Source organism: Sinorhizobium numidicum, assembly GCF_029892045.1.
Taxonomy (GTDB): Bacteria; Pseudomonadota; Alphaproteobacteria; order Rhizobiales; family Rhizobiaceae; genus Sinorhizobium; species Sinorhizobium numidicum.
In genome coordinates, this window is the sequence record NZ_CP120368.1 from 357,512 (window position 1) to 371,088 (window position 13,577).

Below are 13,577 nucleotides of genomic sequence, written 5' to 3' on the forward strand. Positions count from 1 at the left end.
GATTCTATCGTGTCGTGCCCCGGCGTCGCAGCACAGCGCTACCGTTCAGGCAAGCTGCCACGCGATATAGACGAGCGTTGCCGCGATCACCCAGAGTGCTACACGACCGGAGCGGCTATGGCGCGCCTCCGCCTCGCCGATCGCCTCTGCCGTTTCGGCATCGAAGCGCAGGCCGTTTTCGCTCATCGCCATGATTTCGGCGGAAAAGCGTTCCGTCCGAGCGGCGATTTCGGGAACCGCTTCGGCGACCCGCAGCGCGGCATGCAGGCCGTCGCGCAGGTCCGCAACGATGCGTTTCGGGCCGAGATTGTCCCGTATCCATTTGCCCACCACCGGCTCGGATGCCTTCCACATGTTGAAGCGCGGATTGAGCGTGCGGGCGACGCCCTCGACGACAACCATCGTCTTCTGCAGCATGACGAGTTCGGGACGCGTCTGCATGTCGAAGAGTTCCGTCACTTCGAAGAGCAGCGTCAGCAACTTTGCCATGGAGATGGTTTCGGCCGGCTGGCCGTGAATCGGTTCCCCGATGGCGCGGATCGCCTGGGCAAAGCTTGCGGCATCGTGGTGCGAGGGAACGTAGCCGGCCTCGAAATGCACGTCGGCGACGCGCTGGTAGTCGCGGGTGATGAAGCCATAGAGGATCTCAGCGAGGAACCGCCGCTCCTTTTTTCCGAGCCTGCCGACGATGCCCATGTCGACGGCAACGATATGGCCGGCATTGTCCACGAACAGGTTGCCTTGGTGCATGTCCGCGTGGAAGAAACCGTCGCGCAGCGTATGCCGCAGAAAGGACTGGATGAGCGTTTCGGCGAGCGTGTTGAGATTGTACCCCGCTTGCTTCAGACCTTCGATGTCCGACATCTTCACGCCGTCGATCCATTCCATGGTCACGACGTCTCGGCCCGTGCGTTCCCAATCGACCTTGGGCACGCGAAAGCCGGAATCCTCCTTGGTATTGGCGCCGAGTTCGGAAAGCGCTGCCGCTTCAAGCCGAAGGTCCATCTCGATCTTGGTCGTTTGTTCAAGCGTCTTCGTGACCTCGACCGGCCTTAACCGGCGCGTATAGGGCAGAAACCGCTCCTGCATGCGGGAGACAAGATACATCGCCTCGATATCGGCAGCAAAGCGCTGGCGGACGCCAGGACGGATGACCTTGACGGCGACCTTTTCGCGCATACCGTTGCGCATGATCACCGCGGGATGGACCTGAGCGATCGAGGCTGCCGCCATCGGCTCGGAAAATTCGACGAATAGCGAATCGATGGAGCGGCCGAGGGAGCCCTCGATTGCGATCTCGGCATCACTTTTGGGAAACGTGGCCATCCGGTCCTGCAGCAGCGACAGGTCGGCGGCGAATTCGGCGCCGACGACATCCGGGCGCGTCGCCAGAAACTGGCCAATTTTCACATAGGACGGACCGAGCCTCTCGACGGCGCGCGCGAGCCTGCCGCTGCGCTCCTCATATCGCGCTTTGCGGCGGGCGAGGAGCCCGGCGAGCTTCTGTGCGAAACGGGCAATCGGCGGCAGGTGCTCGGCAGGGATAGCCGAAACGACGCCTTCGCGCGCGAGGACCCAGCCGATCCGCGTAAGACGGAAATATGCTCCAGGCGTGCTCATGCGTTCAGATTTTCCAGCCGGAATGCAGTGCCGCGATACCGCCGGTATAATTGGTGAAGGAGACACGGGCGAAGCCGGCGTCCCGGATCATAGCGGCGAAATCGCGCTGATTCGGAAACTTCCGGATCGATTCGACCAGGTATTGATAGGGCGCGTCGTCGCCGGTGATCAGCTTCCCGAACTTCGGGATCGCGTTGAACGACCAGGCATCATAGAAGCGGTCGAGCAGCGGCATCTCGACGTCGGAGAACTCAAGCACCAGCAGCCGGCCGCCGCGCTTCAACACACGATAGGCCTCCTTGAGCGCTACCTCGATGCGCGGCACGTTGCGGATGCCGAAGGCGATCGTATAGGCATCGAAGGAATTCGCTGCGAAGGGCAGTTCCTCGGCATTGGCCTCGACGAATTCCAGATTGGGCAGCAGCCCCCTCTTTCGCGCGCGCTCCTCGCCGACGGCGAGCATCGAACCGTTGATGTCGAGCACGGTTGCATGTGCCTTCCGGCCGGACGCCTCAATGATGCGGAAGGCGATATCGCCGGTACCGCCGGCAACATCGAGCACCCGGTAGTCCTCCCGGCGCGGCGGGTTGAGCGCGGCGATCATCGCGTCCTTCCAGACGCGGTGCAGCCCTGCCGACATCACGTCGTTCATCATATCGTAGCGCTTGGCAACTTTATGGAAGACGTCGTTGACGAGCGGCTGCTTTTCGCCCGCGCCGACTTCGCGGAAACCGAAGGAGGTTTCCATTCCGCCATCGGCCGATACGCGCTCATCCGTCATACGAAAACTCCACCTGAACCAATTTGCCGGCACCATAGCGAAATCGCCCCACCCGCGCTATCTCAGCGACAGGGATAAGGCTGCGGCATAGCGCACCTATAGGACATCAACGTTGCCAGATCACGATGATTTTGGGTTGATCAATCCAAAATCACATGCGCGATCGATTCTGATAGGTTGAAGCGCTGGATGCAATGTGAGACACCGCTCCGCTTTTTCTCCTGCCGGCGTCAGAAATGCCGTATACCGCCGCGCGCGAACGCAAGAAGGAAGACGATCAATGCCGGAATTGCCCGAGGTCGAGACGGTCAGGCGCGGGCTGGCGCCGACGATGGAGGGGGCTCTCCTTGTGCGCGCCGAGTTGCGCAGGCCGGACCTGCGCTTTCCCTTTCCGGTGAATTTTTCGGCATCCGTCTCCGGCCGCCGCATCGTCGCGCTGTCGCGCCGGGCCAAATATCTGATGATCGATCTCGAAGGCGGCGACGTGATCGTCGCGCATCTCGGCATGTCGGGTTCGTTCCGGATCGAGGCCGGCGAGGGCCCTGCCACGCCCGGTGCCTTCCATCACCCGCGCGGCAAGGACGAGAAACACGACCACGTCGTTTTCCATCTCGAGGGGCGGTCCGGTCCGGTACGGGTGATCTACAACGATCCGCGCCGTTTCGGCTTCATGGATCTGGCGCGCCGCGACACGCTCTCCGAACACGCCTTTTTCCGTGAATTGGGCGCTGAGCCGACGGGCAATGCGCTCGACGCGGCCTATCTGGCGGCGCGCTTTGACGGCAAAGCGCAGCCGCTCAAGGCGGCGCTCCTCGATCAGCGGACCATTGCCGGCCTCGGCAACATCTATGTCTGCGAGGCGCTGTGGCGGGCGGGCCTGTCACCGCTGAGAGCGGCTGGAAGTTTGGTCGACAAGCGCGGCCGTCCCAGGCAGGGACTTCTCACGCTTACGGAAGCGATCCGCCAGGTGATCGCCGATGCGATCGCCGCCGGCGGCTCATCACTCAAGGATCATATTCAAGCGGACGGCAGCCTCGGCTACTTCCAGCACAGCTTTTCCGTCTACGATCGGGAAGGCGAGGCTTGCCGCACGCCCGGTTGCGACGGTACGGTGGCCCGCATCGTTCAGGCGGTACGCTCGACTTTCTTTTGTCCGCTCTGCCAGAAATAGATCCTGACCTACTGCATGTTTCCTTAAATCGGAACCGATTTAAGGATAAAAACATGCAGCAATTCAAAGTGCTACAGCAACCTTTGTGCGTCTGAAAAGACGCACGGCGCTGTAGAGCGGCATGAGGAAAAGTATGTGCGGTTTTCCGCCCGCATCCCGCTCTCACTCATCAGAACCGAGATCGAAGTGGAGGAGACGACAATGAGCTACGAGACGCTGCTGGTCGAAACGCGCGGGCGCGTGGGCCTGATCACGCTAAATCGTCCGCAGGCGCTGAACGCGCTTAACTCGACCCTGATGCGCGAACTGGACGCTGCCTTGAGGGCGTTCGACGCCGACAAGGGCGTCGGCGCGGTCGTCATCACCGGCTCGGAAAAGGCATTCGCCGCCGGCGCGGACATCAAGGAAATGCAGGCGCTCGATTTCGTCGACAGCTATATCGGCGACTTCCTGGCGGGATGGGAGCAGGTCGCGACCGCCCGCAAGCCGATGATCGCAGCCGTTTCCGGCTTCGCGCTCGGCGGGGGCTGTGAACTCGCCATGATGTGCGATTTCATCATTGCTTCGGAGACGGCGAAGTTCGGCCAGCCGGAAATCACCCTCGGCGTCATCCCTGGCATGGGCGGGTCACAGCGTCTGACGCGCGCGGTCGGCAAGCCGAAGGCGATGGACTTGGTATTGACCGGCCGCATGATGGATGCGGCCGAGGCAGAGCGCTCGGGGCTCGTTTCGCGTGTGGTCGCGCCGGAAAAGCTGATGGAAGAGGCGCTTGCAGCCGCCGAGAAGATAGCGTCCTTCTCGCTGCCGGCGGTGATGATGGCCAAGGAGGCGGTCAATCGCTCGCTGGAGGTGACGCTGGCGGAGGGCTTGCGCTTCGAGCGGCGGCTTTTCCAGTCGCTTTTTGCAACTGAGGACCAGAAGGAGGGAATGGCCGCCTTTGTCGGAAAGCGCAAAGCGGAGTTCAAACACAGGTGAGCCCGGGGGGCGAGGCCAGTTTTCTCAAATTGCGCGTTGACGCGAGGGCGGTTTCCCGTTATACGCCGCCCTCAGTTTGGAACGCCGTCACGCAAGGCTTTCCGATAATGCTCCCGAATTGCTTTGGATGACAGGTCGCAGTGACCCGGCACGGCGAAGGCGGAGTTCATGTCAGTTTTCGAAGAGAGGCATCGATGGCCAATACAACTTCGGCGAAAAAGGCGACCCGCAAGATCGCACGCCGCACTGCAGTGAACAAGGCGCGCCGTTCGCGCGTCCGCAGCTTCATCCGCAAGGTTGAGGAGGCAATCGCTTCCGGCGATCAGGCAGTCGCAGCCGCCGCTCTGAAGGCGGCACAGCCCGAGCTGATGCGCGCCGCCACCAAGGGTGTGCTGCATGCCAACACGGCATCGCGCAAGGTTTCCCGTCTGGCACAGCGCGTGAAGTCCCTTTCGGCATAACCCGGCTAAATAAAAAACTGTTGATGAAGAGCCCGGCCTTTGCGCTGGGCTTTTCGGATTCATACTTCTGCGATGGCCATGATTAATCTTCCCAGCCGAGGTTGTGTCATTGCCGTGACATAAATTACTAAGTAATATCAAAGGATTGCGCGAGGTGCTTGCGAAGATGGCATCTCTACACGCGGGCAGACTGAGTCCGAACTGAGTCAAGCGAATTTTTATTTTTTTTCTTTTTCGCCAGCTAAGCAAGACTGCAAAAAACAAAACCCTTGATTCGACAGGGATTCTTGTTGGACTCGGAAAGCGGCAAGCAAAAGGTGAAGCGAGAGTCAACCGGCGGCGTTTAACGTTGGGTAAAAATCCCGATTGATCTTGCCGGGCGATCCTGCCTAAATGCCTCCCACAGGGGACACAGACCATATCTGTACAAGAGAGTGTGAGAGTCATTTCAACGAGATGGCTGCGGACTTTCTGTTCTCTGTGGCGGGGTAGCTCCACGTCGTTCAATCAACAAGTCGAGACGATACATCCGGACGAAGCTTCGTCGCGGAACGAGGACGTTTCGCCTTATGGTTGCCGGCGTGGATCGCGATATATGAAAGGCCGTTGAGGCCTTCAGATAACAAGGAGAGAGTGGGCTGTCCGCTTCGTACGAGGGTGCGGCGCAGCCGATGATGAGGAATGTGATTCCGACGGCTTGAAAACAGTCGGCTGGGATCGCTAAGGCGAGGCGCGAGGGGACATCCGTTGGCTCAGGCGAGCGGATGCGCGTAGCGCGCACCGCGGCGGGGTACGAGGAACCCGGTTCGGTGCGACGGGGCGTTCGTCGGACGCGGAATGGCCCTAGGGCAGCCGTGGCAGACGGGCATAAGAGATGACGCCGGCAGAAATGACGGCATCCGAAGATGAAATTTGGAAGGCGGCAACATGCAGATGAATTTGGCGACGGTACCTGACGCGTTTCAGGCCGGAAGCAATCAGTCTCAGGCGGCGGGGGAAAAACACGATATGCGGCATGACGCACTTTTCGAGCGGGTAAGTGCGCGTTTGAAAGCCCAGGTCGGTCCGGATGTCTTCGCAAGCTGGTTTGGACGTCTCAAGCTCCACTCCGTATCCAAGAGCGTCGTGCGCCTTTCGGTGCCGACAACGTTCCTCAAATCGTGGATCAACAATCGCTATCTCGATCTCATCACCAGTCTCTTCCAGCAAGAGGACGGCGAGATCCTGAAGGTGGAGATCCTCGTCCGCACGGCGACCCGCGGTCAGCGCCCGGCCGCCCATGAAGAGGCAGTGCCGGCGCCCGCCGAAACGGCACCGGCGGCTCCGACCCGCCGTTCGGCCTCGGCCCAGCCGCTTGCCGCGGCCGCGGCGGCAACGGTTGCCACCGTCCAGAGACCGACGCAGGCGCCGCTTTTCGGCTCGCCGCTCGATCAGCGCTACACGTTCGACAGCTTTGTCGAAGGCTCTTCCAACCGGGTCGCACTCGCCGCCGCGCGCACGATTGCGGAGGCCGGCGCCGGCGCCGTGCGCTTCAATCCATTGTTTATCCATTCGAGCGTCGGCCTCGGCAAGACGCACCTGCTGCAAGCCGTCGCGCTTGCTGCCCTGCAAAGCGCCCGGGCGCCGCGCGTCGTCTATCTGACGGCCGAATATTTCATGTGGCGTTTTGCGACCGCGATCCGCGACAACGATGCTCTGTCGCTCAAGGAATCCTTGCGCAACATCGATCTTCTCGTCATCGACGACATGCAGTTCCTGCAGGGCAAGTCGATCCAACACGAGTTCTGCCATCTCCTGAACATGCTGCTCGACTCCGCCAAGCAGGTCGTCGTCGCTGCTGACCGTGCGCCTTGGGAACTGGAGTCGCTCGACAGCCGCGTCCGTTCGCGGCTTCAGGGCGGCGTGGCGATCGAGATGGAAGGCCCCGACTACGAAATGCGCCTGGAGATGCTGAAGCGCCGCCTCGAAGCGGCCCGTCAGGACGATGGCACGCTTGAGATTCCGGCCGAGATCCTGTGCCACGTTGCACGCAACATCACCGCAAGCGGCCGGGAGCTGGAAGGCGCCTTCAACCAGCTTCTCTTCCGCCGTTCCTTCGAACCGCAGCTCTCGATCGAGCGCGTCGATGAACTGCTCGGCCATCTCGTCAATGCCGGCGAGCCGCGCCGCGTTCGTATCGAGGACATCCAGCGTGTCGTCGCCAAGCACTACAATGTCTCGCGGCAGGAACTGGTCTCCAATCGCCGTACCCGCGTCATCGTCAAGCCGCGCCAGATTGCCATGTACCTGTCCAAGACCTTGACGCCGCGCTCCTTCCCCGAAATCGGCCGTCGCTTCGGTGGCCGCGATCACACCACCGTGTTGCATGCCGTGCGCAAGATCGAGGAACTGATCTCCGCGGACACCAAACTCAGCCACGAGATCGAATTGCTGAAGCGGTTGATCAATGAGTAGGTAAGTCACCACTGACGAAGAAAATGGCCCGGTCGTCCCGGGCCATTTTCTTTGCATCTTGGATTTGCGTCAGCAATGGAATAGGCCGACGATCACGCCGACCGCCGGAGACCGCGCTTCATATCGCCCGGTTTGTGCGGGCTTCATCCAAAATCCATGTCCGGAAGGATGCAACCGTCGGTCGGTCGAGCGCCGCCGGCGGATAGACCAAGTGGTAGGCGAGGTCGGTCGCAATGCCATTGGGAAAAGGGGCGATCAGAACGCCGTCCCGAAGCTCGCGCGCCACCAGCGAAAGCCGCACCAGCGCAACCCCATCTCCCGCTTTAGCCGCTTCGATGGCGCCGTTGCTGTTGACGAAGACCGGCCCGCCGGAACTGACAACCTCATTTGCGCCGACGGCATCCAGCCACAATCGCCAATCCTGCCTCTGAACGTCATGAAGAAGGACATGGTCACGAAGGTCGGCCGGTTCGGCAAGCGGCCGTGAACGCATGAGCGCCGGACTGAGGACCGGAACGAATTCGTCATCAAGCAGGCGTTCGCTGACCAAACCCTCATATCGGCCGAAACCATGGCGGATCGCCACGTCCACCCCGTCCCTTTCGAAATTGGTCAAGCGGTTGGAGGCGTTGAGACGGACATCGATGCCAGGCACGCTTTTTTCGAAATCGTTCAGCCGCGGTACCAGCCATTGGGCTGCAAAGGTTGGGGTGCAACTGATCGTCAAACTCGGCGGGCGGTTTCGCATGGCAAGATCTTCCGTCGCCTCGCGGATCATCCGGAAGGCTCGCCTCAGTGTAGCGAAATAGGCGTTCCCTTCGTCGGTCAGAAAGAGCTGCCGCGGCCTTCTCTCAAACAGTCTCACCCCGAGAGCATTCTCGAGTTCGCGCACCTGCAAGCTAACCGCTCCGGGCGTGACATTGAGCTCGCGTGCGGCCAGCGTCACGCTCAGATTGCGGGCGGCCGCCTCGAAAGCGCGCAGCGCCGCCAGGGAGGGGAGGGGTGCTGCCATAGTTTAGCGCAACTCAATCGTCCGATGAGAATTTCTCGCTTCGTGTGGGAGCTATTCTGCTGATAATAAGCCGGTCCGGTCAAGATATATCCTGACAGTGGAATAGACCAGCTAAATCATAGAGGGTAAATCATGAGCAACTTGGCAACGGGAAAGATCATGAGTGCACGAGAATGGGGCATGCTGATCGCCCTGTCGGTGCTCTGGGGCGGCTCCTTCTTTTTCGTCGGCATCGCGGTGAAGGCGTTGCCACCCTTCACCATCGTCGCGCTGCGTGTGACGCTTGCCGCTGCGGCCCTGGTTCTTTCATCCGTTTTCTTGGCCTATCGCTGCCGCGCCGCCGTGACATATGGCTGGCCTTTTTCGGCATGGGACTGCTCAACAACCTCATTCCCTTCTCGCTGATCGTCTGGGGGCAGACCCATATAGCGAGCGGCCTTGCCTCCATTCTCAACGCCACGACGCCGCTTTTCGGCGTTGTTGTTGCCCATCTTCTGACGGATGACGAGAAGATGACGGCAAACAAGCTCACCGGCGTGCTGATCGGCTTCGTCGGTGTCGCCGTGATGATCGGGCCCGCGGTGCTCGGCGGCCTTGGCTCGAATGTGTTGGCGCAGTTTGCCGTGCTGGGCGCCGCATTCTCCTATTCCCTCGCGGGCGTTTTTGCCCGCCGGTTCAAGCGAATGGGCGTCGCGCCGCTGCTGACGGCAACCGGTCAGGTCAGCGCTTCGAGCATGATGCTGGTGCCGCTCGCTCTGATCGTCGATCGCCCGTGGACACTAGCCTGGCCGGGACTTGACGTCTGGGCAGCCCTCGTCGGCATCGCACTGATTTCGACCGCGCTCGCCTATGTGCTGTTCTTCCGCATTCTCGAAACGGCGGGCGTCACCAATTTGATGCTGGTAACCTTCCTTATCCCCGTCAGCGCCATCCTCCTCGGTGCCGTGTTTCTCGGCGAGCGGCTCGAGCCAAAGCATTTTCTCGGCATGGCCCTGATCGCTGCCGGCCTGGCGGCCATCGACGGCCGGCTGCTCGCCCGGTTGAGGTTCGGCGCTGCAAAAGCTCCGGGAGTGGGACTTGGCTGCAGGAAGGGGCTTTAACCGAGCCCGCGCATTTCCGCCTACGTCCGAATGGGGCGACACATGTGGGTGTCGTCCCTATTTTTTTCGCCGCGCTTGTCGGCTATCTCTTGCACCATTCGTCTTTCAAACAAGAGCAGGAGACTTCTCGATGCTTTACGCGGTGCTTTGCTACAATTCGGAAGATGTCACCGGCACCTGGACCAAGGAGGAGGATGGCAAAGTCATGCGTGACATGGCCGCCGTCGAGCGCAAATACGCCGGCAAGCTCGGTCCGGTCGCGCGCCTCCTCCCGACGACCGCGGCAACCACGCTTCGCCACGGGGGCGGCGAGCCGATCGTGATCGACGGACCCTTCGCCGAAACGAAGGAGCAACTCCTCGGCTTTTTCATCATCGACTGTGAGTCTCTGGACGAGGCGATCGCCTTTTCCCGCGAACTCGGGGAGGTCAATCCGAGCGCGGGCGCCTATGAAATCCGACCGCTTGCCATCTACAAGCCGAGTGAGCGTCCCTCATGACCGACACTGCCTGGATCGATCTCGCACTGGTTTCCGCACGGCCGCAGGCAATGGGCGCGCTTCTGCGCTATTTCCGCAATCTCGACATGGCCGAGGAAGCCTTTCAGGAGGCCTGCATCCGGGCATTGAAGGCTTGGCCGAAGAGCGGACCGCCGCGCGACCCGGCCGCCTGGCTGATTTTCGTCGGTCGCAACAGCGGCATCGACACGGTGAGGCGGCAATCGCGCGAGACGGCGCTGCCACCCGAAGAACTGCTTTCCGATATCGATGATAGGGAAAGCGAACTCGCCGACCGCCTCGACGGATCGCATTATCGCGACGACATCCTGCGTCTGCTTTTTGTCTGCAGCAATCCGGCCCTGCCGGCGACGCAGCAGATCGCGCTCGCCCTCAGGATCGTTTCCGGCCTCTCCGTCAGGCAGATCGCCCGAGCTTTTCTCGTCAGCGAAGCGGCAATGGAGCAGCGCATCACCCGCGCCAAGGGGCGCGTTGCGGCGGCCGGCATTCCGTTCGAGACGCCCGATGCTGCCGATCGCCCCGAGCGGCTCGCGGCTGTTGCGACAATGATCTACCTCCTCTTCAACGAGGGCTATTCGGCGATGAACGGTCCCGAAGGCGTTTCCGCCGATTTCTGTGACGAGGCCATACGCTTGTCGCGGTTGCTCCTGCGGCTGTTTCCGGCCGAACCGGAGATGATGGGACTGACGGCATTGCTGCTGCTCCAGCATTCGCGTGCCCGCGCGCGCTTCGATGCAAGCGGCGCCATCGTCCTGCTCGAGGATCAGGACCGGCGACAGTGGAACAGGTCGATGATCACGGAGGCGCTTGCGATGATCGACAAGGCGATGCGCCATCGCCGCCCCGGTCCCTATCAGATCCAAGCCGCAATCGCGGCGCTCCACGCGCGCGCCGAGCGTCCGGAGCTGACGGATTGGGAAGAGATCGACCTGCTTTATCAGGCGCTTGAACGGTTGCAGCCATCGCCCGTCGTCACGCTCAACCGCGCGGTTGCCGTGTCCAAACGCGAAGGGCCGGAGGCAGCGCTGGCGCTGATCGAGCCGCTCTGCGACAAGCTCTCCGGCTATTTCTATTATCACGGCCTGCGCGGCGGCCTGCTCAAGCAGATGGGCCGGCGGCGCGAGGCGCGCATTGCCTTCGATCGCGCGATCGCATTGGCGACCAATGCGGCCGAGGCTGCCTACATCCGCATGCAACTTGATCAAATTGCTGCGGAAACAGGCTCATCCGAGTTCGCGGAAGAAAAAAGATAAAAAATTCCCCCGGCGTTGTCGGAACCCGGCCGTCCCATTCGTCCTTGGCTCAAACCACTCAAGGAGATGCGAAATGACTGTAGCGACTGACACCAAGCCCGCCGGCGAACGCGAACTGGTTTTGACCCGCCTGATCGATGCCCCGCGTGAGAAGGTCTATCGTGCCTTTACGGACCCGGAGCTCCTGAAGCAATGGTTCGCGCCGTTGCCGTGGACGATCACGGAAGCGGAGCTCGATGTGAGGGCCGGTGGCACCAATCGTTTTGTCATGCGCTCGCCGGAGGGCGAGCTCTATCCAAATCAGGGCGTCTATCTGGAGGTCGTGCCAAACGAAAAGATCGTCGTAACCGACGCATATACGGAAGCCTGGAAGCCGTCCGAGAAGCCGTTCATGACCGCGGTGATGACCTTCGAGGACGAGGGCGGCAAGACCCGCTACACAGCCCGCGCCCTCCACTGGAGTGTGGAGGACCGGGAAGTGCATGAGAAGATGGGCTTCCACGAGGGCTGGGGCCAATGCGCCGATCAGCTCGCCACTCTGGTCGCGAAACTCTGAAGCGGCCTGCATGTCAGGTTTCCTCGTGTCGACAAGGAGCTGAACGATGTCCACCACCGGAAACGAAGCCGCCATTGAGGAAATCCGGGCGGTAATCGAGGATTGGGCGGAGGCCCTGCGCCAGAAGGATGCGGAGCGCGTCCTGGCCCATGGCACGGAGGATTGCCTCGTCTTCTCGCTGGCGCCGCCCCTGACAGCATCGGACGGGGATGGCGAGGGGCTTGAGCAGTGGTTCTCGACCTGGAAGGGCCCGATTGGCTACCGGCTTGAGGAAGTCGATATTTCCGCGAGCGGCGATGTCGCCTTCGCGACGGCGCTGGCGCATCTTTCCGGCGAAAAACATGACGGCGAGAAGGCCAGCCTCTGGTACCGCCAGACGCTCGGCCTGAAATGGACCGAAAAGGGCTGGAAGATCGCGCACCAGCATGAGTCCGTCCCCTTCTACATGGACGGAAGCTTCAAGGCCGCGGTCGACCTCGACCCGAGGTCTGAGGTCGACTGGCAATCGCCGTCGCACCCGCCCATGGCCGGTGTCATCGCCTATCTCGGCGTCCAGGACGCCAATGCCACGGCGGAGTTCTATGGCCGGGCCTTCGGGGCTAAGGAAGTGGACCGCAAATACGCCGAAGATGGCAAACGGCTGATCCATTGCCATCTGACGATCAATGGCGGCGCGCTGATGCTGAACGATCCCTTCCCCGAATTCGGCTATCAGTGGAGGCCGCCGGAAGGTTTCGTCCTGCACCTCGTTGTCGATGATGCCGATTTCTGGTGGAAGCGTGCAGTTGCTGCAGGGGCGGAAGTGACGATGCCGTTGGAGATCGCCTTCTGGGGCGACTATTACGGCCAGCTCCGCGATCCTTTCGGTATCACTTGGGCGATCGTCGCACCGGTGAAAAAGGGCGACTGAGCCGATAGAGCGGGGGGGCAAGACATTATCTCCCACCAAACAAACGTGCACGGCGGGCCGCGGAACAAGCAGGTTTCTCGCGGCTCATGTATCTTTGCGAGAGGCTGCACGAGCTGTTATGCGGGGCAATATGATCCTTTACTATCAGACCCATTCTCCCTTTGCCCGCAAGGTGCTCGTCTTCGCTAACGAGGCCGGGATAGCGAACCGGCTGGAGGTCATTCACCACGAAACCAGCCCGACTCTGCGTAATGAGCAGGTCTATGCGGAAAACCCGCTCGGCAAGGTGCCCGTGCTGCTTCGCGCCGGCGCGCCGGCAATCTTCGATTCCGATGTGATCTGTGCCTATCTCGACACGCTCCACGGCGGCAGGAAGCTCATTCCGGAGAGCGGAGAGGCCCGCTGGCAGGCGCTGGTGCTGCAATCCGTCGCACAGGAGCTGGCGCAGACGGGGATCAATCTCCGCTGGGAGACGGTCAGGCGGCCAGAACCGCTGCGCTATGCGGCGCTTCGGGACGGTTATGCCGAAAAGATTGACGCAAGCTATGATTGGCTGGAAGCGACGCCGGCGTTGCAGGCGCCGCTTCATTTGGGCCATATCGCCCTGGCGACGGCGCTCTCCTGGATGGCGTTTCGTGACTTGCTGTCGTTTCGGGCTCGCCCGAAGCTTACTCGATGGTTCGACGAATTCGAGCGACGGCCCTCGATGCTGGCGACGCCGCTTTCCGGCGAGACGCATGACTGAGCGCCGAGTCAACGATTCCGTC

12 protein-coding genes and 1 pseudogene are annotated in these 13,577 nt (G+C 61.4%); 10 read left to right on the plus strand and 3 right to left on the minus strand.

Translation table 11 applies throughout. The features are described from left to right. Positions 1–45: 45 nt before the first annotated feature. Positions 46–1,620, minus strand: coding sequence for a 2-polyprenylphenol 6-hydroxylase (ubiB, locus tag PYH37_RS12835; protein ID WP_280735331.1), 1,575 nt, complete (start codon positions 1,618–1,620; stop codon positions 46–48). A 4-nt stretch (positions 1,621–1,624) separates the two neighbouring features. Next, positions 1,625–2,401 (minus strand): bifunctional demethylmenaquinone methyltransferase/2-methoxy-6-polyprenyl-1,4-benzoquinol methylase UbiE, encoded by a 777-nt coding sequence (gene ubiE, locus PYH37_RS12840; RefSeq protein WP_280735332.1) that lies wholly within the window; start codon positions 2,399–2,401, stop codon positions 1,625–1,627. Positions 2,402–2,681: 280 nt separating this feature from the next. On the opposite strand from ubiE, the gene mutM reads away from it, so the two are divergent. The 4 genes from mutM (at position 2,682) to dnaA (ending at position 7,462) form a co-directional block, all read left to right on the plus strand. Then, entirely contained in the window at positions 2,682–3,572 is an 891-nt protein-coding gene (gene mutM / locus PYH37_RS12845) for a bifunctional DNA-formamidopyrimidine glycosylase/DNA-(apurinic or apyrimidinic site) lyase (RefSeq protein WP_280735333.1), read from the plus strand. A gap of 201 nt (positions 3,573–3,773) precedes the next feature. Beyond that, on the plus strand, positions 3,774–4,547 hold the full coding sequence (locus tag PYH37_RS12850; protein ID WP_280736027.1) for an enoyl-CoA hydratase: 774 nt from the start codon (positions 3,774–3,776) through the stop codon (positions 4,545–4,547). Positions 4,548–4,741: 194 nt separating this feature from the next. Next, entirely contained in the window at positions 4,742–5,008 is a 267-nt protein-coding gene (rpsT, locus tag PYH37_RS12855) for a 30S ribosomal protein S20 (RefSeq protein ID WP_280735334.1), read from the plus strand. 1,008 nt (positions 5,009–6,016) lie between these two features. Next, complete coding sequence (dnaA, locus tag PYH37_RS12860) at positions 6,017–7,462, plus strand: chromosomal replication initiator protein DnaA (protein WP_342394671.1); 1,446 nt, start codon at positions 6,017–6,019, stop codon at positions 7,460–7,462. A 118-nt stretch (positions 7,463–7,580) separates the two neighbouring features. On the opposite strand, the gene gcvA is transcribed toward dnaA, so the two are convergent. Next, positions 7,581–8,474, minus strand: a complete 894-nt coding sequence (gene gcvA / locus PYH37_RS12865) for a transcriptional regulator GcvA (RefSeq protein WP_280735336.1) — start codon at positions 8,472–8,474, stop codon at positions 7,581–7,583. Positions 8,475–8,633: 159 nt separating this feature from the next. Here gcvA and PYH37_RS12870 point away from each other — a divergent pair. The 6 genes and pseudogenes from PYH37_RS12870 to PYH37_RS12895 all read left to right on the plus strand — a co-directional run bounded on the left by PYH37_RS12870 (position 8,634) and on the right by PYH37_RS12895 (position 13,555). Further along, a pseudogene (locus PYH37_RS12870) lies at positions 8,634–9,574 on the plus strand (DMT family transporter). Between the two features lie 130 nt (positions 9,575–9,704). Further along, positions 9,705–10,073, plus strand: a complete 369-nt coding sequence (locus tag PYH37_RS12875; RefSeq protein ID WP_280735337.1) for a YciI family protein — start codon at positions 9,705–9,707, stop codon at positions 10,071–10,073. Then, positions 10,070–11,344 carry an RNA polymerase sigma factor gene (locus PYH37_RS12880; RefSeq protein WP_280735338.1) on the plus strand — a complete coding sequence of 425 codons (1,275 nt, stop codon included), beginning with the start codon at positions 10,070–10,072 and terminating at the stop codon, positions 11,342–11,344. Before PYH37_RS12875 ends, PYH37_RS12880 begins: the two co-directional genes overlap by 4 nt. 73 nt (positions 11,345–11,417) lie before the next feature. Then, positions 11,418–11,900 (plus strand): SRPBCC family protein, encoded by a 483-nt coding sequence (locus tag PYH37_RS12885; RefSeq protein WP_280735339.1) that lies wholly within the window; start codon positions 11,418–11,420, stop codon positions 11,898–11,900. A gap of 46 nt (positions 11,901–11,946) precedes the next feature. Beyond that, a complete protein-coding gene (locus PYH37_RS12890) occupies positions 11,947–12,810 on the plus strand; it encodes a nuclear transport factor 2 family protein (RefSeq protein WP_280735340.1) in 864 nt (287 codons plus the stop codon). Between the two features lie 130 nt (positions 12,811–12,940). After that, positions 12,941–13,555, plus strand: coding sequence for a glutathione S-transferase family protein (locus tag PYH37_RS12895; RefSeq protein ID WP_280736028.1), 615 nt, complete (start codon positions 12,941–12,943; stop codon positions 13,553–13,555). The last annotated feature ends 22 nt before the right edge of the window (positions 13,556–13,577 follow it).

What these genes read in the sequence shown, in the direction of transcription:
- ubiB (WP_280735331.1), bottom strand. Translation starts at nt 1,620, where the DNA reads ATGAGCACGCCTGGAGCATATTTCCGTCTTACGCGGATCGGCTGGGTC.
- ubiE (WP_280735332.1), bottom strand. Translation starts at nt 2,401, where the DNA reads ATGACGGATGAGCGCGTATCGGCCGATGGCGGAATGGAAACCTCCTTC.
- mutM (WP_280735333.1), top strand. Translation starts at nt 2,682, where the DNA reads ATGCCGGAATTGCCCGAGGTCGAGACGGTCAGGCGCGGGCTGGCGCCG.
- PYH37_RS12850 (WP_280736027.1), top strand. Translation starts at nt 3,774, where the DNA reads ATGAGCTACGAGACGCTGCTGGTCGAAACGCGCGGGCGCGTGGGCCTG.
- rpsT (WP_280735334.1), top strand. Translation starts at nt 4,742, where the DNA reads ATGGCCAATACAACTTCGGCGAAAAAGGCGACCCGCAAGATCGCACGC.
- dnaA (WP_342394671.1), top strand. Translation starts at nt 6,017, where the DNA reads ATGCGGCATGACGCACTTTTCGAGCGGGTAAGTGCGCGTTTGAAAGCC.
- gcvA (WP_280735336.1), bottom strand. Translation starts at nt 8,474, where the DNA reads ATGGCAGCACCCCTCCCCTCCCTGGCGGCGCTGCGCGCTTTCGAGGCG.
- PYH37_RS12875 (WP_280735337.1), top strand. Translation starts at nt 9,705, where the DNA reads ATGCTTTACGCGGTGCTTTGCTACAATTCGGAAGATGTCACCGGCACC.
- PYH37_RS12880 (WP_280735338.1), top strand. Translation starts at nt 10,070, where the DNA reads ATGACCGACACTGCCTGGATCGATCTCGCACTGGTTTCCGCACGGCCG.
- PYH37_RS12885 (WP_280735339.1), top strand. Translation starts at nt 11,418, where the DNA reads ATGACTGTAGCGACTGACACCAAGCCCGCCGGCGAACGCGAACTGGTT.
- PYH37_RS12890 (WP_280735340.1), top strand. Translation starts at nt 11,947, where the DNA reads ATGTCCACCACCGGAAACGAAGCCGCCATTGAGGAAATCCGGGCGGTA.
- PYH37_RS12895 (WP_280736028.1), top strand. Translation starts at nt 12,941, where the DNA reads ATGATCCTTTACTATCAGACCCATTCTCCCTTTGCCCGCAAGGTGCTC.